Annotated in this window: 26 protein-coding genes; 20 read left to right on the forward strand and 6 right to left on the reverse strand. The window is 54.4% G+C overall.

Annotated features, from left to right (window positions below; translation table 11 throughout):
* Positions 1 to 3: 3 nt before the first annotated feature.
* The 12 genes from rpsD to zapD all read left to right on the forward strand — a co-directional run bounded on the left by rpsD (position 4) and on the right by zapD (position 9,601).
* Entirely contained in the window at positions 4 to 624 is a 621-nt protein-coding gene (gene rpsD / locus VSS37_RS06385) for a 30S ribosomal protein S4 (RefSeq protein WP_324693959.1), read from the forward strand.
* A gap of 26 nt (positions 625 to 650) precedes the next feature.
* Positions 651 to 1,655 (forward strand): DNA-directed RNA polymerase subunit alpha, encoded by a 1,005-nt coding sequence (locus tag VSS37_RS06390; protein ID WP_324693960.1) that lies wholly within the window; start codon positions 651 to 653, stop codon positions 1,653 to 1,655.
* Positions 1,656 to 1,680: 25 nt separating this feature from the next.
* Entirely contained in the window at positions 1,681 to 2,064 is a 384-nt protein-coding gene (rplQ, locus tag VSS37_RS06395; protein ID WP_324693961.1) for a 50S ribosomal protein L17, read from the forward strand.
* 127 nt (positions 2,065 to 2,191) lie between these two features.
* Positions 2,192 to 2,569, forward strand: coding sequence for a hypothetical protein (locus VSS37_RS06400; protein ID WP_324693962.1), 378 nt, complete (start codon positions 2,192 to 2,194; stop codon positions 2,567 to 2,569).
* Positions 2,570 to 2,579: 10 nt separating this feature from the next.
* The gene (gene bioB / locus VSS37_RS06405; protein WP_324693963.1) at positions 2,580 to 3,551 is read left to right on the forward strand and encodes a biotin synthase BioB; all 972 of its coding nucleotides are present in this window, start codon (positions 2,580 to 2,582) and stop codon (positions 3,549 to 3,551) included.
* A gap of 7 nt (positions 3,552 to 3,558) precedes the next feature.
* On the forward strand, positions 3,559 to 5,460 hold the full coding sequence (gene mnmG, locus VSS37_RS06410) for a tRNA uridine-5-carboxymethylaminomethyl(34) synthesis enzyme MnmG (RefSeq protein ID WP_324693964.1): 1,902 nt from the start codon (positions 3,559 to 3,561) through the stop codon (positions 5,458 to 5,460).
* Entirely contained in the window at positions 5,460 to 6,050 is a 591-nt protein-coding gene (gene rsmG, locus VSS37_RS06415) for a 16S rRNA (guanine(527)-N(7))-methyltransferase RsmG (protein ID WP_324693965.1), read from the forward strand. Before mnmG ends, rsmG begins: the two co-directional genes overlap by 1 nt.
* The gene (locus tag VSS37_RS06420; protein WP_324693966.1) at positions 6,047 to 6,844 is read left to right on the forward strand and encodes a ParA family protein; all 798 of its coding nucleotides are present in this window, start codon (positions 6,047 to 6,049) and stop codon (positions 6,842 to 6,844) included. Before rsmG ends, VSS37_RS06420 begins: the two co-directional genes overlap by 4 nt.
* Positions 6,838 to 7,692 carry a ParB/RepB/Spo0J family partition protein gene (locus VSS37_RS06425; RefSeq protein WP_324693967.1) on the forward strand — a complete coding sequence of 285 codons (855 nt, stop codon included), beginning with the start codon at positions 6,838 to 6,840 and terminating at the stop codon, positions 7,690 to 7,692. Before VSS37_RS06420 ends, VSS37_RS06425 begins: the two co-directional genes overlap by 7 nt.
* A gap of 87 nt (positions 7,693 to 7,779) precedes the next feature.
* Positions 7,780 to 8,046 (forward strand): 30S ribosomal protein S20, encoded by a 267-nt coding sequence (rpsT, locus tag VSS37_RS06430; protein WP_324693968.1) that lies wholly within the window; start codon positions 7,780 to 7,782, stop codon positions 8,044 to 8,046.
* A gap of 73 nt (positions 8,047 to 8,119) precedes the next feature.
* Complete coding sequence (gene coaE, locus VSS37_RS06435) at positions 8,120 to 8,719, forward strand: dephospho-CoA kinase (protein ID WP_324693969.1); 600 nt, start codon at positions 8,120 to 8,122, stop codon at positions 8,717 to 8,719.
* 117 nt (positions 8,720 to 8,836) lie between these two features.
* Positions 8,837 to 9,601 (forward strand): cell division protein ZapD, encoded by a 765-nt coding sequence (zapD, locus tag VSS37_RS06440; RefSeq protein WP_324694000.1) that lies wholly within the window; start codon positions 8,837 to 8,839, stop codon positions 9,599 to 9,601.
* A 68-nt stretch (positions 9,602 to 9,669) separates the two neighbouring features.
* On the opposite strand, the gene VSS37_RS06445 is transcribed toward zapD, so the two are convergent.
* Positions 9,670 to 10,422, reverse strand: a complete 753-nt coding sequence (locus VSS37_RS06445; RefSeq protein ID WP_324693970.1) for a DUF2914 domain-containing protein — start codon at positions 10,420 to 10,422, stop codon at positions 9,670 to 9,672.
* 166 nt (positions 10,423 to 10,588) lie between these two features.
* On the opposite strand from VSS37_RS06445, the gene VSS37_RS06450 reads away from it, so the two are divergent.
* From VSS37_RS06450 to VSS37_RS06465, 4 genes are all read left to right on the forward strand, one after another.
* The gene (locus VSS37_RS06450; protein WP_324693971.1) at positions 10,589 to 10,840 is read left to right on the forward strand and encodes an exodeoxyribonuclease VII small subunit; all 252 of its coding nucleotides are present in this window, start codon (positions 10,589 to 10,591) and stop codon (positions 10,838 to 10,840) included.
* A complete protein-coding gene (ispA, locus tag VSS37_RS06455; protein WP_324693972.1) occupies positions 10,840 to 11,733 on the forward strand; it encodes a (2E,6E)-farnesyl diphosphate synthase in 894 nt (297 codons plus the stop codon). The genes VSS37_RS06450 and ispA overlap by 1 nt, the downstream gene beginning before the upstream one ends.
* A 70-nt stretch (positions 11,734 to 11,803) precedes the next feature.
* A complete protein-coding gene (gene dxs, locus VSS37_RS06460; protein ID WP_324693973.1) occupies positions 11,804 to 13,696 on the forward strand; it encodes a 1-deoxy-D-xylulose-5-phosphate synthase in 1,893 nt (630 codons plus the stop codon).
* 74 nt (positions 13,697 to 13,770) lie between these two features.
* Positions 13,771 to 14,397: a DoxX family protein gene (locus tag VSS37_RS06465; protein ID WP_324693974.1), complete on the forward strand. Its 627-nt coding sequence runs from the start codon at positions 13,771 to 13,773 to the stop codon at positions 14,395 to 14,397.
* Positions 14,398 to 14,440: 43 nt separating this feature from the next.
* On the opposite strand, the gene VSS37_RS06470 is transcribed toward VSS37_RS06465, so the two are convergent.
* Both VSS37_RS06470 and VSS37_RS06475 read right to left on the reverse strand, forming a co-directional pair.
* Positions 14,441 to 14,701, reverse strand: a complete 261-nt coding sequence (locus VSS37_RS06470; RefSeq protein ID WP_324693975.1) for a hypothetical protein — start codon at positions 14,699 to 14,701, stop codon at positions 14,441 to 14,443.
* 85 nt (positions 14,702 to 14,786) lie between these two features.
* Positions 14,787 to 16,820, reverse strand: a complete 2,034-nt coding sequence (locus tag VSS37_RS06475; protein ID WP_324693976.1) for a coiled-coil domain-containing protein — start codon at positions 16,818 to 16,820, stop codon at positions 14,787 to 14,789.
* A gap of 160 nt (positions 16,821 to 16,980) precedes the next feature.
* On the opposite strand from VSS37_RS06475, the gene rpoH reads away from it, so the two are divergent.
* The 4 genes from rpoH to VSS37_RS06495 all read left to right on the forward strand — a co-directional run bounded on the left by rpoH (position 16,981) and on the right by VSS37_RS06495 (position 20,246).
* Positions 16,981 to 17,850, forward strand: a complete 870-nt coding sequence (gene rpoH / locus VSS37_RS06480) for an RNA polymerase sigma factor RpoH (protein WP_324693977.1) — start codon at positions 16,981 to 16,983, stop codon at positions 17,848 to 17,850.
* Between the two features lie 570 nt (positions 17,851 to 18,420).
* Positions 18,421 to 19,002: an HNH endonuclease gene (locus VSS37_RS06485; RefSeq protein ID WP_324693978.1), complete on the forward strand. Its 582-nt coding sequence runs from the start codon at positions 18,421 to 18,423 to the stop codon at positions 19,000 to 19,002.
* Between the two features lie 48 nt (positions 19,003 to 19,050).
* On the forward strand, positions 19,051 to 19,782 hold the full coding sequence (locus VSS37_RS06490) for a T6SS effector amidase Tae4 family protein (RefSeq protein ID WP_324693979.1): 732 nt from the start codon (positions 19,051 to 19,053) through the stop codon (positions 19,780 to 19,782).
* Complete coding sequence (locus tag VSS37_RS06495; RefSeq protein WP_324693980.1) at positions 19,767 to 20,246, forward strand: hypothetical protein; 480 nt, start codon at positions 19,767 to 19,769, stop codon at positions 20,244 to 20,246. Before VSS37_RS06490 ends, VSS37_RS06495 begins: the two co-directional genes overlap by 16 nt.
* A gap of 9 nt (positions 20,247 to 20,255) precedes the next feature.
* Here VSS37_RS06495 and VSS37_RS06500 read toward each other — a convergent pair whose 3' ends face one another.
* The 3 genes from VSS37_RS06500 to VSS37_RS06510 form a co-directional block, all read right to left on the reverse strand.
* Positions 20,256 to 20,780: an SPOR domain-containing protein gene (locus VSS37_RS06500; protein ID WP_324693981.1), complete on the reverse strand. Its 525-nt coding sequence runs from the start codon at positions 20,778 to 20,780 to the stop codon at positions 20,256 to 20,258.
* A gap of 98 nt (positions 20,781 to 20,878) precedes the next feature.
* Positions 20,879 to 21,484: a GNAT family N-acetyltransferase gene (locus tag VSS37_RS06505; RefSeq protein WP_324693982.1), complete on the reverse strand. Its 606-nt coding sequence runs from the start codon at positions 21,482 to 21,484 to the stop codon at positions 20,879 to 20,881.
* A 66-nt stretch (positions 21,485 to 21,550) separates the two neighbouring features.
* Positions 21,551 to 23,509, reverse strand: coding sequence for a heavy metal translocating P-type ATPase (locus VSS37_RS06510; protein ID WP_324693983.1), 1,959 nt, complete (start codon positions 23,507 to 23,509; stop codon positions 21,551 to 21,553).
* Positions 23,510 to 23,780: the final 271 nt, after the last annotated feature.

Genomic DNA, 23,780 nt, shown 5'->3' on the forward strand with positions numbered 1-23,780 from the left:
GTCATGGCACGTTATATTGGACCTACCTGCAAACTGAGCAGACGTGAAGGTACTGACCTTTACCTGAAAAGCCGTGGCGCTTCTCTGGAAAAGAAATGCAAGCTGGATAAAGCTCCGGGTCAACATGGCGAGAATAAGGCTCGGTTGTCCGACTATGGTGTACAGCTGCGCGAAAAGCAGAAGGTTCGCCGTATTTATGGCGTACTGGAACGTCAGTTCCGCAATTATTTTACAGAGGCTGCACGCCGTAAGGGTTCTACGGGTGAAAACCTGTTGCAGTTGTTGGAATGCCGTTTGGACAATGTTGTTTACCGGATGGGATTTGGTTCCACTCGTGCTGAAGCCCGTCAGCTGGTTAGCCACAAGGCAATCAGTGTCAATGGCCAGACTGTCAATGTCCCATCTTACCAAGTCAAGCCTGGTGATGTGGTTGCCATTCGAGAAAAAGCCAAAAAACAAACCCGTGTCCAGGATGCTGTCACTGTTGCAGAGCAGATGGGTTTCCCTGCTTGGGTCGATGTAGACGCAAAGGGATTGACAGGTACATTCAAGTCAGTACCAGACCGTAGTGATTTGCCAGCCGAAATTAATGAATCATTGATTGTGGAATTGTACTCCAAGTAATCATTGATCAGCTTCGAGAGACAGGTATGACCTCGAAAACTACAGAATTGCTGAAGCCGCGTAACGTCCAGGTGCAAGAGGCGGGTTTGAATACCTACCGTATTACTCTGGAGCCGTTGGAGCGTGGGTTCGGTCACACATTGGGAAATGCGTTACGTCGTATTTTGTTGTCCTCCATTCCGGGCAGCGCAGTGACAGAAGTGCAAATTACCGGTGTGGTGCATGAATACACCAGTATTGAAGGTGTGCAGGAAGACGTGGTGGAGATTTTGTTGAATCTCAAAAATCTGGCCATCCGTCTGAATGCGCGAGATGAGGCGACGCTTACGCTGAAAAAGAAGGGCAAGGGTGTCGTGACTGCGGCTGATATTGAACAGGATCATGATGTCGAAATCATCAATCCTGGCCATGTCATCGCACACATCACCAAGGATGATACGGAGCTGGAAATGAGCCTGACCATTACTCGTGGTCGTGGTTATCAACCAGCTTCCGTTCGCCGTGGCCCAGATTCGCCAGAATTGCCTCTTGGCACATTGGTGTTGGATGCAAGCTATAGCCCGATCACGCGTGTTGCTTACAATGTTGATAGCGCGCGCGTGGAACAACGTACAGATATGGATAAATTGGTGTTGGAAATCCAGACCAATGGCTCCATCAATGCAGAAGAAGCCATCGGTATGGCGGCGCAGATTCTGCAACAACAGCTGGCAGTGTTCTTTGATCTGCGTATTGAAGAACCTGTGCGTCGTGAAGAATCCCAGCCAGAAATTGATCCGATATTGCTGCGTCCGGTTGATGATCTTGAACTGACTGTGCGATCAGCTAATTGTTTGAAAGCAGAGAATTTATTCTATATTGGCGATTTAGTGCAGCGCACCGAAACCGAGTTGCTCAAGACGCCAAACCTGGGTAAGAAATCTCTGACTGAAATTAAAGATGTGCTGGCACAGCATGGTTTGACGCTGGGCACCAAGCTTGATAATTGGCCACCAGCAGGTCTTGATCACCGTGAAAGCAAAGTGGGTTAACCACGGGTTTTGAAGGATAAAGAAAATGCGTCATCGTAATATTGGCCGTCAACTGAGCCGTAACAGCAGTCATCGTAAGGCCCTACTGCAAAGCCTGACCAACTCACTGATTCGCTATGAAGCGATCAAGACAACGTTGCCCAAGGCGAAAGAGTTGCGGCGTGTGGCGGAGCCGCTGATCACCCGTGCGAAAGAGGACTCAGTCCACAATCGTCGTATCGCTTTCTCCCGTTTGCGTGACAAGGAAGTGGTTGGCAAGCTGTTTAATGAGATTGGCCCACGTTTTAAAAGCCGTCCGGGTGGTTACCTCAGCATTATCAAATGTGGTTTCCGCGCAGGTGACAATGCGCCGATGGCGTATGTGACTTTAGTGGGCGATGCTGTCAGCGAGCAGGCCGCTGCCGAATAATCTGCATTATTCCGTTTTCAGAAAGGCCGACAGTGTTCGGCCTTTTTGCGTTTATTCGCATTGCTTTATATCATTGCAGTGCAGCATCGAATGTGTAGACTGCGTAATTTTTTGGATTGGATTCACCATGCAGGACACTCCTACAGTTATCAAGGCAGAAGATGCCCGCAAAACGGCCAAAATCTTCTATTACGGCAATATCCTTTCAGTCCTGATCCCTTTCCCGGTGTTTATTTTGTGGTTTGGTGCATCGATGTTCGTGTATGCAATGTTTCGGCATCATCCAAATCCGCGGGTGGGCTATTATACACAGATCGGCGCCTACCATTATTATGGTCTGGCTGGCGCATTGGTGCCGGTACTGACGTTTGCGCCGGGCGACTTTTTCAAGAACTGGTGGTGGGCGTTATGGATTTTTTGTGCGGCAATATTATTGCCACTCTCCATCCGTCAAATCATGAGGATCAATAGCGACGCGTGGAGTGATACGACCAAGACTCATTGAGGGAGGAAGAATGACTGAATTACGTCATGATTGGCGCATTGAGGAAGTGAATGCACTATTGGCGATGCCTTTTAGCGACTTGATGTTTCGTGCGCATCAGGCACATCGCGCAAACTTTCCGGTTAATCAGGTGCAGGTAAGCACCCTGCTCAGTATCAAGACAGGCGCTTGCCCGGAGGACTGCGGTTATTGTTCGCAAAGTGCCAAACATGACACCTCGCTGGAACGTGAACGCCTGCTGCCTCTACAGGAGGTTATCGACTCCGCAAAAGCCGCCAGGGAGCATGGGGCCACCCGTTTTTGCATGGGGGCTGCATGGCGTAACCCGACCGATAAGAATCTGGAGCGGGTCATCGAAATGGTGCAGGCGGTCAAGGATTTGGGGATGGAAACCTGCGTCACGCTGGGGATGCTGACTGATCAGCAGGCGCAGCGCCTCAAGGGGGCGGGGTTGGATTATTATAATCACAATCTGGACACTTCCCCTGAGTTCTATGGCAATGTCATTTCCACCCGGACTTACCAGGATCGGTTGGATACGCTGGAAAGCGTGCGCAATGCTGGCATCAATGTCTGTTCTGGCGGCATTCTCGGCATGGGTGAAACCCGTTATGACCGTGCGCGCCTGTTGCAACAGCTTGCAAATATGAAGTTCCATCCCGAGTCTGTGCCGATCAATGATTTGGTGAGGATTGAGGGCACGCCACTCAGTTCTGCAGAAAAGCTGGATCCATTTGAATTCATCCGCACGGTTGCGGCAGCCCGAATTATGATGCCGAAATCCTATGTGCGCCTGTCTGCGGGCCGTACTGAAATGTCAGATGAAATGCAGGCTTGGTGTTTCTTCGCCGGGGCCAATTCCATTTTTTACGGCGACAAGTTGCTGACAGCTGAAAATCCGGAAGAAAGCCATGACCAGCAACTGTTTGCCCGTCTTGGCATTGAGGCGGAAGCGGGGCAGGTCGGCGGCACGTATATGTAGGCAGCACATGAACTACCCACAACCCTATGATGTGATTGTTATCGGCGGCGGACATGCTGGTACGGAAGCCGCTCTTGCCGCTGCACGCATGGGTAGGCGCACGCTTCTGCTGACCCACAACATCGAAACAATTGGCCAGATGAGCTGTAACCCCGCCATCGGCGGCATCGGCAAGGGCCATCTGGTGAAGGAAGTGGATGCGCTTGGTGGGGCGATGGCGCACGCTGCCGACCGGGGTGGCATCCAGTTCCGTATCCTCAATTCCAGCAAGGGCGCAGCGGTTCGCGCTACCCGTGCGCAGGCTGACCGGGTGCGTTACAAGGCTGCGATCCGTTCCATTGTTGAAAACCAGCCCAATTTGCAAGTTTTCCAGCAAGCCGCCGATGACCTGATTGTGGAAGGTGATCGGGTGGCGGGTGTCGTTACCCAGATGGGGCTGCGTTTTTCCGCGCGTGCGGTGGTGCTGACCAGCGGGACTTTCCTTGGCGGCAAAATCCACATCGGCCTGAGCAATCATGCCGGAGGCAGGGCGGGTGACCCGCCCTCCATTACGCTTGCCCAGCGTTTGCGTGAGCTGCCGTTCAATGTCGATCGCCTGAAAACCGGAACACCGCCCCGCATTGACGCCCGCAGCATTGATTTCAGCAAACTGGAGGCCCAGCCGGGGGATGCGCCGACGCCGGTATTTTCCTTTCTTGGCAGTGTGCAGGAGCATCCGCAGCAGATTGCCTGCCATATCACCTACACCAACAGCACGACGCATGACATTATCCGTAGCGGCTTGGATCGCTCGCCATTATACACCGGGGTGATTGAGGGCGTTGGCCCGCGTTACTGCCCGTCGATTGAAGACAAGATCATGCGTTTCGCTGACAAGGAGCGCCACCAGATTTTTATTGAGCCGGAAGGTTTGGACACGCACGAAGTCTATCCTAACGGGATTTCCACCAGCCTGCCTTTCGATGTGCAGCATGCGTTGGTGCGCTCGATTCCAGGGTTGGAAAACGCCCATATCACCCGCCCCGGTTATGCCATTGAGTATGACTTTTTTGATCCGCGCGACCTTAAGCCAACGTTGGAAACCAAAGCCATGCACGGCTTGTTCTTCGCCGGGCAAATCAACGGCACGACTGGCTATGAGGAAGCGGCGGCGCAGGGGTTGCTGGCAGGCTTGAACGCAGGCTTGTACGCGCAGGAAAAAGAAGGCTGGTATCCGTTGCGTGACCAGGCTTATCTCGGCGTGCTGGTTGATGATTTGATCACGTTGGGGACGCGTGAGCCTTACCGCATGTTCACCAGCCGTGCGGAACACCGCCTGCTGTTGCGCGAAGACAATGCCGATTTGCGCCTGACCGAAAACGGCCATGAACTGGGGCTGGTCGACGAGGTGCGCTGGGCGGCATTCTGCACCAAGCGGGAAGCCATTGAGCGTGAACAGCAGCGCTTGCGGGCCACCGTCCTGCATCCGGCGGATGTTGCGGCAGAGGATTGCCAGCGTGTGTTCGGCGATGCGCTTTCCCGCGAATACAAGTTGTATGAGCTGTTGCGCCGCCCTAATGTGACTTACGCCGGTTTGACCAGTCTGCCTGCTGTTGGCAGCCCGGTTGCGGATGAAAAGGTGGCGGAGCAGGTTGAAATCCAGTGCAAATACGCTGGCTATATTGACCGCCAGCAGGATGAAATTCACAAGCAGCGCCGCAATGAGGAAACCCGCCTGCCTGATTGGCTGGATTATGCTCAGGTTCGCGGCCTTTCCAATGAGGTGCGCCAAAAGCTGCAAGCCCAGCGCCCGGCCACCATCGGCCAGGCGGCGCGCATTCCGGGAATTACGCCCGCCGCAATTTCCCTGTTGTTGGTTCATTTGAAGAAGTCCTCCGCAGCTAACGGCGGCTTGCAGGCAAGCGCCTGATGGGGCGGAGCCAACAGGAAAAACTTCAGGGTTATCTGCAATTGCTGCAACGTTGGAACAAGGTTTACAACCTGACCGCCGTGCGCGATCCGGCGCAGATGCAGGTGCTGCATATCGACGACAGTTTGAGCATTGCGCCTTATCTTCAAGGGGAAACTTGTTTGGATGTGGGGAGCGGCGCAGGTTTGCCCGGCATTCCCCTGGCCATTGTCCAACCTGAACGCCAATTCACGCTGCTTGACACCAACGGCAAGAAAACCCGTTTCATGCAACAGGCGGTGCTGGAACTGGGCTTGCAGAATGTGGCGGTGATTCAGGCGCGGGTGGAGAGTTGGCAGCCATCCGCCTGTTTTGATGCAGTTATCAGCCGCGCTTTCGCCTCCTTGAATGACTTTGTTACCTTTACGGGTAAACATGCCTGTGAAAATGCTATCCTCTACGCGATGAAGGGGCGTTACCCTCTCAGCGAACTGGCGGCACTGCCGGAGGGTTGGAAGGTGCGGGCGCAACATTCCCTGCACGTACCCGGTCTGGATGCAGAGCGGCATCTGTTGGAACTACAGCGAGAATTAGTGAGAGTGACCTCATGACGCGAGTGATCGCCATCGCCAACCAGAAAGGCGGCGTCGGTAAAACCACCACTACTGTTAACTTGGCAGCGTCCCTGGCCGCCATGAAGCGCCGCATCCTGTTGGTGGACATGGATCCGCAGGCCAACGCCACCACTGGCATTGGCCTGGACAAACATGAGCAGAGGACCACCCTGACCGATGTCCTGTTGGGGGAAGCGCATGTCACTGAAATCTTGCATAAATTGCCTGACAGTTCCCTGCATGTTTTGCCAGGTTCGCCAGAGTTGACGGTGGCTGAAGTCTCCCTGATGAGCAAGGAGCGGCGGGAATATCATTTGAAGGAGGCGTTGGCTCCGCTTCAGGGTGCCTATGATTACGTCCTGATTGACTGTCCACCCTCCCTCAACATGCTGACGGTCAACGCCTTGGTGGCGGCTACAGGCATTATCATCCCCATGCAGTGCGAATATTATGCGTTGGAAGGGTTGAGTGCGCTGGTGGGGACGATTGAGCGCATCACCCAGACGGCCAATCCGGATTTGCAGGTCATGGGTCTGGTGCGCACGATGTATGACCCTCGCAGCAACCTTGCCCGCGATGTGTCTGAGCAGATCAACGCTTTTTTCCGCAATAAGGTCTATAACACCGCCATTCCGCGCAATATCCGTCTGGCGGAAGCGCCCAGCCACGGTTTGTCAGCGTTGGAATATGACAAAAGTTCACGGGGGGCATTGGCATATCTGGCGTTGGCGGCCGAAATATTGCGTAAGGATGCAGCCAAGGCTGTGTCGAATGGGGAACTGGCATGGTGAAAAAGCCAGCTCTTGGGCGCGGTCTTGACATACTGCTCAGTTCGGCGCGCGCTCATGGCGAGCAAACGGATGACGTATCCCTGCGGGTTTTGCCGGTTGAGCGCATCCGGCCTGGCCAGTACCAGCCGCGCACCCGCATGGATCCTGATGCACTGCAGGAGCTGGCAGATTCCATCAAGGCGCAGGGTTTGGTGCAGCCGGTTGTGGTGCGTAAGCTTGGCGGCGGTGAATATGAACTGATCGCTGGCGAACGCCGCTGGCGTGCCGCACAGCTTGCTGGCTTGCATGAAATTCAGGCCGTTGTGCGTGAAATTCCTGATCAGGCGGCGGCGGCCATGGCGCTGATCGAAAACATCCAGCGGGAAGATCTGAATGCGTTGGAAGAAGCCAACGCCTTGCGCCGCCTGATTGACGAGTTTGGCCTTACCCACCAGCAGACAGCAGAAGCAGTGGGGCGCTCCCGGGCGGCGGTCACCAACCTGTTGCGCCTGCTGGATTTGCAGGATGAAACTAAAGCGTTGGTGGAGGCAGGACAACTGGAAATGGGTCATGCCCGCGCCCTGTTGGCCCTACAAGGCTCGCAACAGGTCGAGTTGGCGCAGAAGGTCGCCCAACGCCAGCTTTCCGTGCGCGAAACCGAACGTCTAGTCAAACTATTGCTGGAGGGTGGTGACAAACCTGCCAAGGATTTCAAGCCAGCTCCAGATGTGCTTCGACTGGAACAAAAGCTTACGGATACGCTGGGCGCAAAAGTCGCCATCCGCTACAACCGTGCGGGTAAAGGGAAGCTTGTCATTGAATATAACAGCCTGGATGAACTGGATGGGATCTTGGGTCATATCCAGTAATTTTTATGTCCAAGGTATTGAATCAGGCAGCGAGTCACTGCATAATACGCGCCTTGTTTTTCGGATTGGTTTTTCGGGAGAATACCCTTGCCTAACATAGCCTCAGCCAGAAAGCGTGTACGCCAAGCGGTCAAGCGTCGCATGCATAATAAGCATCTGCGTTCACGTCTGCGCACCCATATCAAGAATGTGGTCAATGCTATTGCAGCAGGCGACCGTGAAGCCGCTATTAATGCATACAAGGCAGCAGTGCCTATTATTGATTCCACTGCTGACAAGGGTATTATTCACAAGAATAAGGCGGCTCGCCATAAAAGCCGTTTGAATGCGCATATCATGGCTTTACAAGCCTGATTTGGCAACATGATCGGGTATATTTTCCAAGGCCGGTTTATATGAACCGGCCTTTTGCATTTGTATCCTGCTTATGTTGAAGGTGGGTCTGACCGGGGGGATTGGTTGTGGCAAGTCCACAGCTGTCAAACATTTCCGTGCATTGGGAATAACGGTCATTGAGGCTGATGTTGTCGCCCGCCAGGTGGTGGAGCCTGGGCAGCCCGCTTTGCAGGAAATTATGGAAATGTTTGGGGCTCAAGCTTTGCAGGGTGACGGAAAGCTTGATCGTGCCTGGTTGAGACGGGCTGTTTTTAGTGATGAACACCGCCTACAACAATTGGAATCCATTCTCCATCCTCTCATCCGCCTGGAAATTCTCCGCCAAATCAGTGCTTGTGAGCAAGGTCTATATGTGGTGGTTGATGTACCGCTGTTGTTTGAAAAGGGCTATACTGAATTATTTGATCGGATTTTAGTGGTTGATTGTTTGCCAGAAGAGCAAAAACTCCGGGTCAAGGTCAGGGATGGCAGTGATGACGGTGTGATCGACGCCATTATGCAATCCCAAGTAAGCCGTGATGAGCGGCTACAGCGGGCAGATGATATTGTTGAGAATTCATCATCAATCACTGTTTTTTATCAAGAAATTGATTATTTGCATAATAAGTATGCGAACATGAAAGATGTTTAGTTGATTGCCCCATTGGTTTCTTGGTATAACTGCCAACCAATAGGGCATGCGAAGCATTTTATGATCATCTATAAACAACCCTTGGGCGAAGAGATTCGCCGATTCTCCGAGCCTCACATGATCAGCTACGAGCAACCGCTTAACGAAAAGATTCGCTTGTTTATGCGGTTGGAGTTGTTGATGGGACGGTTTCAATATCACGTTTCCGCCGATCCAAAACCTGAGGATACGGTGGCTGCGTTGCATTTGCTGTTGGATTTGTACAATTTGTCTGCTCGCTTGGATGTCAAAAGCGAAATTCTTAAGGAAATTGACCGTATGGGTCAGTCTGTCCGCCTGTTGTTGCGTAACGGGAATGCGGATGCTGCCCGCTTGGACAATGTATTGGAAAAGCTCAATTATCACAGTGACGTGTTGTACCAGCAGCGTGGCCAATTGGGGCAGCATCTGAAAAATCATATGTTTTTCAATAGTCTGCGTCAGCGTTCTTCTTTGCCGGGTGGTTTGAACGGCTTTGACATCCCCTTATTCCATTATTGGCAGGAACAGGCGATTGGCGTGCGTCTGGAAGATTTACAGGAATGGGCAGCGCCTTATGTCTCGGCCAATGCCGCTGCGCACAATATTTTGTCCATTATGCGTGAATTTGGTGAACGTCAGCAGGAAGTGGCGAAAGAAGGCTTTTTCCAGTCCATGTTGGAACTGCGCAAGCCTTATCAGATGATGTGTGTGGAATTGCCGGACAATGTCGATTATTACCCCGAAATCAGCGCTGGCAAACAGCGTTTTACCCTGCGCTTTGTAAATGCGGACATGCTTGCTGAACGTGGCAAACAAATCAATAAGGATGTGCATTTCACCTTGGCGTTATGCGCTTTCTGAGGCGGTTGTTGATTGAATTATGACTAAGCAGGCGGGCGTTTTGGCCCGCTTGCTGTTTGTGGGCACCTTCAGCGCAGTGTTTCCCAAATGGGTTGGGTTTTGTGCTCTGGTGCTGTAACGGTGGGGGATGTTTCGGCGGTTTCTTTTTCCGGTGAGGATTCCGCTGATGAACTGGGTTCAGGTGCTTCTTTTGCCGATGGGGATTCCGCTGATGAACTGGGCTCAGGCGCTTCCTTTGCTGATGGGGATGCTGTGGAGGAGCTGGGTTCCAGATCCTTTTTTGCTGGTTCGGGTTCAACGGGTTGCGCTGGTTTTTCCGTCACTACGGCTGCTGTTGGATGGGGCGGAGGAACAATAGGGGATGAAACCTGTCCTGCCGGAGACGCAGGATCGACTAATAGGGTGTCCTGCTTCAGGATTGAACCATCATCATTCAATACAGTGACTGTCCAGGTGCCGGGCAGGTTGGCGCCGATGTTCTTGTTGGAGTGCACACGCCAGCGTTGCGCGCCGACCGGGAATTGCAGGCCGAGTTGCAGCGCGCCATCCCGTTCCCAACGATGGGTGACGACGTGCCCTTGCAGATTGGCCAGTTCGGTAAAGTAATAAATTTCCTGCCCTGCGCTGATCCGTGTCAGTTGGTCGATGGGCTCGTGCGCATTGATGCCGGTTGTGAATGCAGAACGGGAAACTTGCGGGGCAGCTTGGGTTGTTTCCTGAGGTATGGCTGGAGTGGTTGTGGCGTCCTCAGCCTGGACAGTTTGCCAGATGGGGCCAAGGATGAGCAGGAATGTGGCCATTTTTAGGCAGGCGTTATGCATTGTTCAGAGACTCCCTTCGTAATCAGTCAATTAGCATGTTATGTGATGCATGAGGCTTAGTTTAGTGTATTTGCAGAAGGTTCACCAAAGAGTGTGCGGGTTGGGCTTGCTACCGGCAACAACTTACGCTTTACTACCCGATTTACCATGAATGGCAGGATTGAAAATGCCGAAAAAACAGCTGGAAACGGCTGCTGCGCCACAACCGGATTTTGAAGCGGCCATGGCGGAGTTGGAAAACTTGGTGCAACGCATGGAAAGCGGTGAATTGACGCTGGAGGCTTCCCTAAAGGAATTTGAGCGTGGGGTGCAACTGACCCGCCTTTGTCAGGAGGCCCTTAATGCAGCCGAACAGCGGGTCAAACTGCTGGCAGCTGATGGTCAGGAGCGTGATTTCCCGCCACAAGAGGAGGCCTGATGCTGAACGTCCACACCCGTCTGCAAACATGGCAGAAGCGTATTGAAGGCGTGCTGGAGGCTGTCCTGCCACCGCCATCCGCCCATCCGGCAAGGCTGCACGAAGCTTTGCGCTATTCGGTGCTGAATGGTGGCAAGCGGATGCGCCCCTTGCTGACGTATGCAACTGGCGAGGCGCTTGGGATTGCGCCGGATCATTTGGATATTCCAGCCGCTTCCATTGAGCTGGTGCATGTGTATTCGCTGGTGCATGATGATTTGCCTGCTATGGACAATGATGATCTCCGCCGTGGCAAACCGACCTGCCACAAGGCGTTCGACGAGCCGACCGCCATTCTGGTGGGGGATGCGTTGCAGGCGCTGGCTTTTCAGATTCTGGCTTCCCACCCTGGGATGAATGCATCCCCTGCGCAACGCCTGCGCATGATTGAGCAGCTTGCCCAAGCGGCTGGCTCCCGCGGCATGGTTGGCGGCCAAGCAATTGATCTCGCTGCCGTCGGTCGGGAGTTGACCGAGGTGGAACTGGAAAACATGCATATCCACAAGACCGGCGCCCTGATCCGCGCCAGTGTGTTGATGGCGGCTTACAGTGTTGAAGCGGTGGATGCGCGTTGTTTGCAGCAACTGGACCATTTCGCCAAATGCATCGGGCTGGCATTCCAGGTGCAGGACGATATTCTGGATGTGGAAAGCGATACCCGGACACTGGGTAAGACCCGTGGGGTGGACGCGGCGGCAGGCAAGCCTACATACCCTTCCATCATCGGGCTGGCGGCTTCCAAGGCCAAATTGCAGGATTTGTATGACGAAGCCATGAGCGCCTTGCTATCATTCGATGAATCCGCGAATTTGCTGCGCGAAATTGCCGAGTTTACGGTCAAGCGTATACGATAAATAAAAAAACGGACATGCTTACCGCAGTACTTCCATATTGATGCTTTGATGATTTAGGGGTTGGCCAAACGTGCTTGAGACAATCAATTCCCCCGCCGATTTGCGGCGGCTGGATCTGGGTCAGTTACCGGCGTTATGCGCGGAGCTGCGTGAATTTTTGTTGGACTCAGTGTCCACCGGGGGAGGGCATTTTTCGTCCAATCTGGGTACGGTTGAGCTGACGGTGGCGCTGCATTATGCGTTTGACACGCCGTATGACAAGCTGGTGTGGGACGTGGGCCACCAAGCCTATCCACACAAAATCCTGACGGGCCGCCGTGACCAAATGAACAGCATCCGGCAAAAAAATGGTTTGTCAGGTTTTCCCAAGCGTTGTGAAAGTGAATACGACACTTTTGGGGTTGGGCATTCCAGCACTTCCATCGGTGCCGCTTTGGGGATGGCGTTGGCGGCGCAGCAAAAAGGCGAGGATTTCCATTCCATCGCCATTATCGGCGATGGTGCCATGACCGCAGGGATGGCGTATGAGGCGCTCAACCACGCAGGCGATTTGGACGCCAACCTGATTGTGGTGCTGAATGACAATGAGATGTCGATTTCCCCGAATGTGGGGGCATTGCGTAAATACCTGACGCGTTTGCTTTCCGGGCGTATGTATTCGACCATGCGCGAAAGCGGCAAGAAAGCGCTGTCGCACAGCAAATCCCTGTCCAAGCTTGCCAAACTGACCGAGGAACACATGAAAGGCATGGTGCTGCCCGGCACGTTGTTTGAAGAAATGGGCTTCAAGTATTACGGCCCAATTGACGGGCATGATGTGGAGGAACTGGTGCATGTGCTGGACAACCTCAAGCAGATCAAGGGGCCGCGCCTGCTGCATGTGCTGACGCAAAAAGGCAAGGGTTATGAGCCTGCTGAAGAGGATCCTTGCGCTTACCATGGTGTCACCCCGTTCAACCTAAAAACAGGGCTGGTGTCCAGCAACAAAAAATCAACGCCAACCTATACGCAGGTTTTCGGCCAGTGGCTGTGTGATATGGCGGCGCAGGACGAGCGCCTGGTCGGGATTACGCCCGCCATGCGTGAAGGCTCCGGTCTGGTGGATTTTTCCGTACAATTCCCGCAACGTTATTTTGATGTCGGCATCGCCGAGCAGCATGCGGTGACGTTGGCGGCAGGTCTTGCCTGTGAAGGCATGAAGCCGGTGGTGGCAATTTACTCTTCCTTCCTGCAACGGGCGTATGACCAGTTGTTGCATGATGTCGCCGTCCAGAACCTGCCGGTGCTGTTCGCCATTGACCGCGCTGGGCTGGTGGGGGCGGATGGGCCGACACATTCCGGCAACTATGACCTGTCATACCTGCGCTGCATACCCAATATGGTGGTGATGGCCCCGGCCGATGAAAATGAATGCCGCCAGATGTTGTTCACGGCTTTTTTGCTGGATTGCCCGACGGCGGTGCGCTATCCGCGTGGCAAGGGCATCGGCATTGAGCCGCAAGCCAAGATGGAGGCCATCTCGGTAGGCAAGGCGCTGACGTTGCGTAGCGGTGGCGGTGATGTCGCCATTTTACTGTTCGGGTCGCTGCTGGCTGAAGCGCGGGCAGCGGCGGAAGAGTTGGATGCAACCCTCGTCAATATGCGATTTGTCAAGCCGTTGGACAAGGCCATGCTGCGGGAACTGGCGCAAGCCCACAGCCTGCTGGTGACGCTGGAAGACAATGCGGTGATGGGTGGGGCGGGCAGCGCAGTGAATGAGTGCCTGCATGAAGCTGGGCTGTCGGTGGATGTGATGAATTTGGGTTTGCCAGACGCCTATATTGAGCATGCTCAACGTGAGGAACAGCTTGCCGCTTGCGGGTTGGATGCACCAGGCATTGTGCAACGGGTGCGGGCTGGTTATGGAGGGCGGATTCGCATTGGCTTAACCTTGTGTCCTGTGCCACAATATGTCGCCAAATGATGTGTCAGGAATCGACTATAATCCTATGAAAAGTTCGGTTTCTCCCGTATTTCCAATTCCTGAGGAGTTGTTCCATGAAGTTTTTTGTCGGCTTTTTTAGCCTCGAATGGATGCGTGTTTTTGATTTTATTGCGCCATTGGTTATCCGTTTGTTCCTTGCCCCGATGTTCTGGATTTCAGGGGTCAAGCGTTTGGGTCTTTTTTCCAGTTCCGATTTCGTTGTTTATAACCCTCTGACTTGGTTGAATACGGAAGCCTTCCAGCAAAGTGCCGCCAGTATGCACAACTCCCTGTTCACCGGCATGGGGGCGGAAACGCTGGTCATTTTGTTGGGTGTCATCGAGCTTGCCGCTGCCATTTGCTTGGTGCTGGGGTTTGCTGTGCGTTGGGTGACGCTGGCGTTGATGTTCGTGGTGGTGGTGTTGGGGCTGATTGCTATGGGTGACGCAGGTTTCGTCAATACCATGGAACAACTGGTAATGAGCCATGGTTATACCAATATGACGAACAATTTGACGGAAGTGTATCTGGTCTATTTCATTCTGTTGTTGGCCCTGTTCTTTATGGGTGCTGGCCGTTGGTTCAGCCTGGATTGGTACGTTTACCGCAGCTTTATGAAACGCATCGATGACAAGGCGGCGGCCCAGCATGATCCGTTCGAAATTGATGCCACCGACGAGCCTGGCATTAGCAAGGTATAATGGCTTCCCCTCTCTGCAAAAGGCTGCTTTAGGCAGCCTTTTTTTATTGGCGGATTTCCCCACGTTCACGCATTGCCTTGACTTTGGCGTCGTTACGCTTCATCAATTGCAAGGTCAGGTAGATTTTGGCGGGAATGGACAGGAACAATCCGCCAGCAATCAGCCCCGCCACAATGGCGATCCCTGTCACTCCGCGTGCGGTCACAATGTCTGTGAAGATCACCAGCCCTACGCCCGTGGCGCTGATGCTCAGGCCGACGATGATCAGGGCAAACATAAAGCGTGTCACCTGTTGTTCTTTCATGGTTGCCTGCCTTTGCGGCTAAATTAAAAGGTTGATTATCCTATTGTGGATACGGGAGTAATTGACCGTTGTCAATTATGCAGGATCAACCAGTTGCCGAACTGAAAAGGTGTAGCTGTTGCCCCAGTTTTTGTAACAGTGCGTCCCGTTGTTGCAGGGCTTTTTCCTTGTGCAACAATTGTTGGTTGAGCTGGGCGATAATGGTGTCCTTCAGGTTGATCACCTTGTCACGCTGCTCAATTTTGTGTTCATAACTATGGTGTTCTGTGGCCAACGCCTGTTGTTTGCCGGTTAGCGTCGCCAGCATTTCCAGTTGCTGTTGCAAGGCGGTTTCCCGTTCCACGTATTCACGTTCACGGTCGTTGAGGGCGTCTGCGCGCTGCTGGATTTTGCGCAAGGTTTCTTCCTGTGCGCTTTCTTTCTGCTGATATTGGTTGATCAGTTCTGCTAGGTGGGTATGCAAGGTTTGTAAGGTGGTGTCACGTTCGGTGAACTGGCGTTCGCGGTCGCTGAGGTGGGTTTCGCGTTGCTGGAGCGTTTGTTCCTGCTGTTGCAGCAATTGTGTGGCTTTGTCCCGTTCAGCCTCTTGCTGCTGCTGCCTTGCGGTGAGTGCCGCCAACGTGTCCATATGCTGTAACAGCAGGGCTTCGCGGCTGGCGTGCTGACGTTCGCGTTCGGCCAGGCTTTCTTCCCGCAGGCGGATTTCTTCCTCCCGAGTCCCTAGTGCTTGGTCACGTTCATTGAGCAGGCGGCCTTGCTCCAGGATGTGCTGGTCCTTGGCTTGCATGGCCCTGTCATGTTCACCAAGTTGTTGGGTTATTGTCTCCAGTTGTTGCGCCTGCTGTTGGACGAACTGGTCTTTTTCCGCCAGCAACTGGTCTTTGCTGCTGGTGAGGGTGGCGTATTCGGCCAGACGGTTTTCCTTGTCAAGCAGGAGGTTTTCCATTTCCTTGATATGGGCGTCATGGCTGGCGATGCGCTGTTGGTGCTGTTGCAGGCTGTGGTCAATCGCCAGGATTTGTTCTTGCAGGGAGGAAATCGACTGGTCACGCTGCTGGATGTGTTTGTCGCGTTCCTGAAGTTGCAGGAATTGGGCGCTGATCTGTTCATCCCGGCGTTGCAGGTTACGTTCCCGCTCATGGATGGTCTGGTCGCGGACGGTGAGCAATTGCTCCTTTTCCTGTAACTGTACGCCGCTTTGGATGAGTAACTGTTCCCGTTCCTGGCTGATCTGTTCCTTTTCATGCAGCAGGCGGGTTTGCTCGGCCAACTGTTCGTTGCGCAGGCTGATCTGGTCGATTTTTTTCCTCATCAGCTTGTCGCGCTGGTGGAGCTGCAAGTCCTTTTCCAGGAGCAGGTCATCCCGGCGTTGCAACAGGCGGTCAACATCCCGCAGGCGCAGGTCGCGTTGCTGAACCTGGGTGTCACGCTCCTTCAGGTGGCGGTCACGGTCAGTCAGTTGCCGGTTGCGTTCATGCAGGAGTTGCTCTTGAACGTAGATGCGTTGCTGATGCTCACGCACCCAACGGTTGAGGGCATCCAGCTGCTGGCTGAGTTCTTGGACGCTTTCATCCCGTTTGGCGACCTGTTTGTCGCGATTTTCAATCTCACGGTCACGCTTGCTGATGTGGTTGTCTTTTTCTTCCAGGCGGCGGTTACGGATGTGGATTTGGTCTTCGCGTTCGAGGATATATTTTTCTTTCTGGCTGGCAAGTTGCTCAATGTCGCGGGCGCGGTTTTCCAGTTCGCGGATGATCTGGTCACGTTCGTGGATGACTTCCTCTTTCTGCTGGAGAACGGTATGGCGTTGGGCGAGCTGGTTTTCGAATGCTTGGGCGTTGCCCTGGCTGGCTTGCAACAACTTTTCTTTGTCGTGGAGCAACTGTTCCTTGCGCTCCATATGCTGGTCACGATCCCGCAGCGCTTGTTCCAGTGAGCCGATGAGCTGCTCTTTGTGTTTGAGGACAGTGTCAAGTTCGTTCAGCTTTTCCTCTGTCGCCTGTAGACGCCCATAAGCATCACGCCAGCGGTCAATCAACGTCTGGCGATCAGCAGCGGTCAGGAAACGATTGCCCTCGATTTTTTCAATCAGTGTCAATTCTTCGCGGTTCATTGTCATGCTGTTCGGCAGCTTATCCGGTTGTTCGCTGTGTGGCATAATAATGTGCTAAAAATAACAAGGCATGAATCAAGCACAAAAACTGAACCCCATGAGGTTATTAGCACTCTAAGAGGAAGAGTGCTAATATGAGCCATAACACTAACAGGAGGCTACATACATGAACAACGCATTGATGCTGAGAGGACAAACCTTGCCGGTTCCGGTAGGGAATCTGGAAAGCTACATCCATGCGATTCATTCCATCCCCGTGCTGGAAGCCGAAGAAGAGCGCGAACTGGCGGAACGTCTGAGATACGCAGGCGATTTGGAAGCGGCACGTCAATTGATCCTGCACAACCTACGTTTTGTGGTGAAGGTGGCACGCGGGTATAGCGGCTACGGCTTGCCACTGGGTGATTTGGTGCAGGAGGGTAATGTTGGCTTGATGAAAGCTGTCAAACGTTTCGAACCTGAAATGAATGTGCGCCTGATCTCTTTCGCTGTGCATTGGATCCGGGCGGAAATTCACGAATTTATCCTGCGCAACTGGAAAATTGTCAAAGTGGCGACCACCAAGGCGCAGCGCAAGCTGTTCTTCAATCTGCGCAGCAGCAAGCAGCGGCTGGGCTGGCTGAATCACGAAGAGGCGCAAGCCATGGCTGAAGATTTGGGCGTCAGCACGGCTGAAGTGCTGGAGATGGAGAAACGCCTTAGCGCCAATGATGTTGCTTTCGACCTGAGCATGGATCAGGAGGACGATGACTCCGCCAGCTTTTCGCCCAGCCAGTATTTGGCGGCGGATGATGCTGATCCGGCGGAAACACTGGAAGCGGAAGAGTGGGACACTTACACGCGGGAACGCTTTCAGGATGCATTGGCGAAGTTGGATGCACGCAGCCAAGATATTCTGGCCAACCGTTGGCTTGTTGAAAACAAGGCGACCTTGCATGAACTGGCCGAAAAATACAATGTATCTGCCGAACGTATCCGTCAATTGGAAAATGCAGCCATCAACAAACTGCGGTTGGGCGTGATGGAAGCTGCGTAAAGCTTGGTAGAAACGCCGCTTGTTGGGACAATAGAAAAAGGCCGCAAAAGCGGCCTTTTTGGTGAAGATGCTGGCGTTTAACCGAAGAACGCTACCGACAGGAAGCTGAACCACGCAAAAACAATCATCCCTATAATGAGAAGCATCGGGAAGCCATAATCCCAGCTCAACATATCTACATACCTCTATTAATCTTTGCAGGGGAAAGGATAAAAGAATACCTCCACCCTGACAAGATCAAAAGGCACTTGCAAATACATGTGATTGGCCAAAATGAAAACTGTTCATCCTGGCCATTTAGGCTTTTTCTCTTGCTTAACCGGAGAAAACAACGGAAAAGAAGCTGAACCACGCGAACACGATAAGGGCAACAACGATTGCCGCTGGCAGGCCGTAGTCAAAACTAAACATGTTATTTCCTCTCTAATAAAGTCACTGAGTGGCGCACAGTATGCCGAAAGATATTAACCGGTATCTTGACATGTCTCAATAATACCGGAATCCTTTCATCTGCATGTCATCAGAGATGGGCAGACTATGCGGCAGTCTGTCAGGCAAAAGGAAACGGAGATGCTCAGGTTAAACCAACTCATCCTGCGCACGGACGTTAGTGGGATGCCGCTGGAATGGATACATTTTCAAACAGCGGTCAAACTTTATTATACCGAGCAGGTGGCCTACACTTGCGGAACGCCCATTCTTAAAATCCATGGCGGCGTCAACGCCAAAACCGGACACCGCAGCCGGATTGATCTGAATTCCATCATTGCCACTTACGGCAGCAAGCATACGCTGTATGAACATTATGTGCCGCCGCTGAACAATCCAACCTTGTTTCGGCGCGACGACCATATCTGTTTGTATTGCGGCGAACATTTTCTGGAAAAGGACTTGTCCCGCGACCATGTCATGCCGCTGGTTCGGGGCGGACGCGATGTGTGGACGAACGTTGTCACTGCCTGCAAGCACTGCAACAGCCACAAAGGCGGGCGCACGCCGGAACAAGCCCACATGCCATTGCTGGCGATCCCGTTCCAACCCAATTATGCGGAATATGTCTATCTCCAGGGGCGGCATATCTTGGCTGATCAGATGGAATTCCTGAGCGCCCATTTCCCGCGCGACAGCAAACTGCGGGAACGCAGCCATTAATGGCGGATTTTGTCCTATAGTTAGGGCTGGTTCACCAAGGATCTACCTATGCCTGCATCGAGTTCGTTGTGGAGCCGTTTGGTTGCGTGGTTGTTCGGGCGCAATACAGCGGTTCCAACGGAGACGCCTACTGTTGTACCTAATGTGACGCCAGCGCCTGTCCCACCGTCTGCACAACCGGTTGCTCCAACTGCGCCAGTCCCCGCACCGCCAGTGTTTACACCACAAGGCGACCGGGAGCAGCCGCTCACGCCGGATTTACCGGCAGAGGGGGGCTTGCCAACGGAAGGCGTCAATCTGGGTTTCAGTATGTTGTGGAACAACCATCCGGCAATTGCGGATGGTGATGTGTTTCCTTGTAAGGATGGGCAAGGCAACCCCTATTTCGGCAACCAATGCGGCATCATGATGGGTTCCTGCTTGTTACGCAGCGGCCTGTTGTCCGGTTATGACCAGTCGGTTTGTTGGTATTCCGGTCATCGGGGGCATACCCTACGAGCGCGGGAACTGGCTGAGTGGATGCGCCGCCATCCGGAACGTTTCGGGTTGGTGGAGGTTCGCAGCAATGTGACCTGGGGAGCGTTCAAGGGGCGCACCGGGTTCGTCTGTTTCCAGAATTTCTGGGGCGAAGGGAATCAAGGCGACCATATTGACCTGTGGGATGGCACCGGGTTGGTTCGTCGGGCGACGGACGCGAGTCTGGAAGGGCCGGGAATGGCGCATGGTTCACTGGATTATTTTGAGCGTTCCGAGGAGGTCTGGTTTTGGCCCGTGCACTAGGAAGTTTGGCGGCAGGCGCACTGTTACTATGGTCATTGGCGGCTTGCGATTCAGGGTCGCAGCCGGAAAATAGGCCGCTGGCCTTGCCTGAACGCTTGGACAAGCCGCACGTTTCGGATCAGGCGAGTGTCGGTGGTTTGCATCTGGCGTTATGGGATGATGGTGGCGGCTGCAAACTACAGGTTGGGCAAGCGGCCCCGTCAACCTGGCTCAAGCCGATGGCTCCGTGTTATTTCATGCTGTCGCCGGGTGGGCAGCGTGTGCAGGTCTACCGGCATGACAAGACCACGCTGGTGGTCGCGGTGATTGGCACCCCCGCCAAAGGTGACCGTTGCGGGCAGGAAGTGCAGGGGTTGGTCGTCAAGAACGGGAAAGTTACCCCTTCAACTGCCGGGATGCAGGGCAGTGTCTATTGTGCAACGCAGGGCTTGCAGAATTATCAGTACGATTTGCTGGCCAAGTGACGGGGTGGGTCAGTTGCCTTCCACTATAAAACTGGCACCGAAATTGCTGGGAAAGTGGCTGCGCAGTTTGTCGCGCATGTTTTCCGCCTGCAACCGGCTGCCATATGCCCCGACCCGTAATTTGAACATCAGCCCGCGTGGTGTGTTCAGGCTGACTAGATAAGCGTCGTAACCATCCCTGAGCAATTGGTCCCGCCAGACATACAGTTGCCTGGAGTCATAGCCTGCTGCGACTTGCACGGCATAGCGGTTGTCCGTATAGCTGGTTTCTTCCTGCTGGCGGGTGACTGGCGCGGAACGGCGCTGGGTTGTCTTGTAGTAGTGGGTGTTGTCGGGTTCCCAAACATCCTCGTTGTAATGTTTGTCTGGATTGATGCTGGCGCTCCAGCCGGAAAGGTTGGGCTTGTAATTGACGAAAGGCAGTTTGCCCGCACGATACAACAACACCAACAGGATTGCGCCCGCCACCAGCAGCAGCGAATGGATCAGCTTGAAAACAAAGCCGCGCTGTTTGACAAGAGAACCCCTTGACATCCTGCCTGAACCGTTCACTCCAACCTCTTCTTTTGGCGTTTTGCAGCCCTATGACTATAGACAAAAAGGTTGGGCTGCGGGAACCGAAAATCCGCCATTCACCGATTTGTGAGCGCTTTCATCCAGAACACCATTGGTTTGGGGGAAACTGCCGTTTCGTTGGTGTCTTTCCATTCATAAGTGGTGCGCAGTTCAGGGCGCTGTTCGTAGCCGAAACGCTGCCAGATGGCGTCCAGCGGGACATAACCAGCAGGGCGCAACGGGTGGTCAGGGGGGCGCTCCACTCCGCAGAAAGTCAGGTGACTGAAACCGCCCAGTTTGCGGGCGTGCTCTTCGCGCCCCTGGAAGAACGCCTTGTAGACGCCGCGCCCACGGTATTGCGGCAGCAGCACGGATTCGGCGCAGTAAAACAAGGTTTGCGGGTCATAACCTTGTGCCACGAACGGCTTCTGGAAATCGGCCTCTTCATGCGCCATCGGCAGGCCGGTGGAAGCGCCGACGACCTGTCCCCCATCCAGCGCCAGCACGGCGATGCTGTCAGGCGAGTTGAGGTAGGTTTGCAGGTAGCGGGCCTCGTATTCCTCCGTCCCATCGTAGAGGTAGGGAAACTCACGGAACACGGTGATGCGCAAACGGGCAAGGTCAGCCAGATACGGCGCGATCGCGGAGCCGGACAGGGGCAAAATATGGAGCGGGCTGTTCATGTTTGGGATGGTAAGGATAAGTCCGTGATGTGGCAAGCGCCCACCATGCATGGGAGGCGGGGGTCGTCAGCACTCCTGGGTTTGCGTATTGCCGGACAATTTCAGCCCCGCCACATAAGCAGCGCTGTAAAACAAGCTGGATTGCAACGGGTTAAATGCCAGCAGTGGTACGGCGATGGCGTTGCTGGCGCTGAAACCGATCCACAAATACAGGTTTTTATCCAGGCGTTTGTGCAGGCGGCTGGCCATGCCGAACAGGCAGTCAAGCGGCTGCAAACTGTCATTCAGCAACAGGATCTGGGCGACCTCGCTGGTAATGGCGGAAGCGCTGCTTAAACAGACGGATACATTGGCCTGTTTCATGGCGATGGCGTCATTCAGCCCATCGCCGATAAAGCAGACCCGGTGGCCCTGTTCCTGCAACTGCTGGATCAGGGCGGCCTTGTCTTGTGGCAGGACTTCACCGTAAGCAGCGTCCAGCCCCAGTTCGGCAGCCAGCCGTTCGGTCGGTGCCTGTTGGTCGCCGGAAACAATGGCCAATTGCTGGAAACCGCGCTGGCGCAAGGCACCGATCAGGGCGGGAACTTCTGGCCGCAAGCGTGGATGCAGCTCCAGCGCGCCCTGGATGCCGTTATCTACTGCAATCAGGATGAACGTATGCCCAGCGGCGGCTTGCATCGCTGCTGCAATCGGGGCGGGCAGGGTGTGCTGGCCGGTTGCCTGCTGGATAAAACGCTGGCTGCCGACGCGGATTTCGTGCTGCTCCACACTGACGGTGACGCCCAGCCCTAGCTCATAGCGGCTGTTGGTCACAGTGGGCAAGGTCAATTGCTGCTCAATGGCTTGGTCATAAATGGCGCGGGCAATGGGATGCTCCAGCCGTTGTTCCGCCGCCGCCGCCAACGCCAGCAGGCTGTCGGCATCCAGGTCGGCGCAGGTGATGATCGCGGCGACTTCGGGGTGTGTCCGCGTCAAGGTGCCGGTTTTGTCAAACAGGATGGTGTCGATGTGCGGCAGTTCTTCCAGCATGCGCCCATCCTTGATGAAGACGCCCTGGCGCATGACGCCTTGCATGTGCGCGGCTGTCTGGGTCGACAGCATGGAACGGACGGCGTTGAGCGGGGCGCTGAACAGCAAGGCCATGGCTGGGTTGGGGCCGACAAATGGAATGGCGGCGGCACTGGTGGCAATGATCGGCAGGGCGATGCGGTTGGCCCAGGCTTCGCCTTTTAGCTGCAACTGTGTCTTGTAATCACGGGTCTGGCCCAACAGCGTGTTCAGCTTGCTGATGCGGGTTTCAGCGCCGCTGTGCGCGGCCTGGATCACAATGCGGCCGCTCAGGACGATGGTGGCCGCCATGACCGTATCGCCCACGGTTTTTTCCAGCGGGTTGGCTTCGCCGGTTAACGCCTGTTGGTCCACCAGTGCGGAGCCTTCCAGGATCAGCCCATCCACCGGAATGGTGACGCCGGTGCTGGCAATGACGCCATCCCCGGTTTGCACCTGCTCCAGCGGAACCTGCTGTTCCACACCGTCTGCCGCAATCCAGACAGTTTCAGGCGTCTGGTGGAAGGCGGCGGCAGCCAACTGGCTGGAGTCTTCCCGGCTTTTGCTGATCAGGTAGCTGCTGAAATGGTACAGCACATTGTGCATGGCGGCGGCGAAGTTGTTGCCGGTCGCCACCAACAGGATGGGCACGATGGAGCTGTAGCTGTCGTTGGTGATTTTTTTCTGTGTGCGCCAAGTCTCGAAAGCCCGCTGCAAAATGGGCGTCAGGGTGTAGCTGATCACGCCGATGCCGAGCAAGGCAAACGGCGGGGCCAGGAATGCACTGGCGGAAACCATCAAGACCGAGACGCCGCTGATTTTGGCTTGTAGCAGGCTTTTCGCTGGGTCGCTGTCTTCTGCCTGTGGCGCTGTTGCGGGCAAGGTGGAAAGCGCAGTCGCCGCCCTGGCTTGCCGGGAATCCAGCAGGCGCTTGCCCGCATAGACGCCTGCCATAATGCCAAGATTGATCAGTAACATGTCAGCTGTTTCTCCTCAGCAGGGTGCGTCGGTCGGGCTGGAAAGCGTTCAATTGCGCGTTCTGCGCCACCCCGGATGCTGTTTGCCTTGATTTGACAGAATGGCCGGAATTTAACATGACGCCAAGCGCCTGGGTGCTTTGTGTAACATTTCTTTACATTACTGCCTGCGTTTGCCGCTGGCGCTAAACTTATCCACAGCCCCGCCTTGAATTTCCACACGCTTCACCCCAGATTTGCCTCATCCGGCGCGCAGCGCCCCCCTATTTGAA

It is taken from the genome of Candidatus Thiothrix phosphatis, assembly GCF_035668035.1.
Taxonomy (GTDB): domain Bacteria; phylum Pseudomonadota; class Gammaproteobacteria; order Thiotrichales; family Thiotrichaceae; genus Thiothrix; species Thiothrix phosphatis.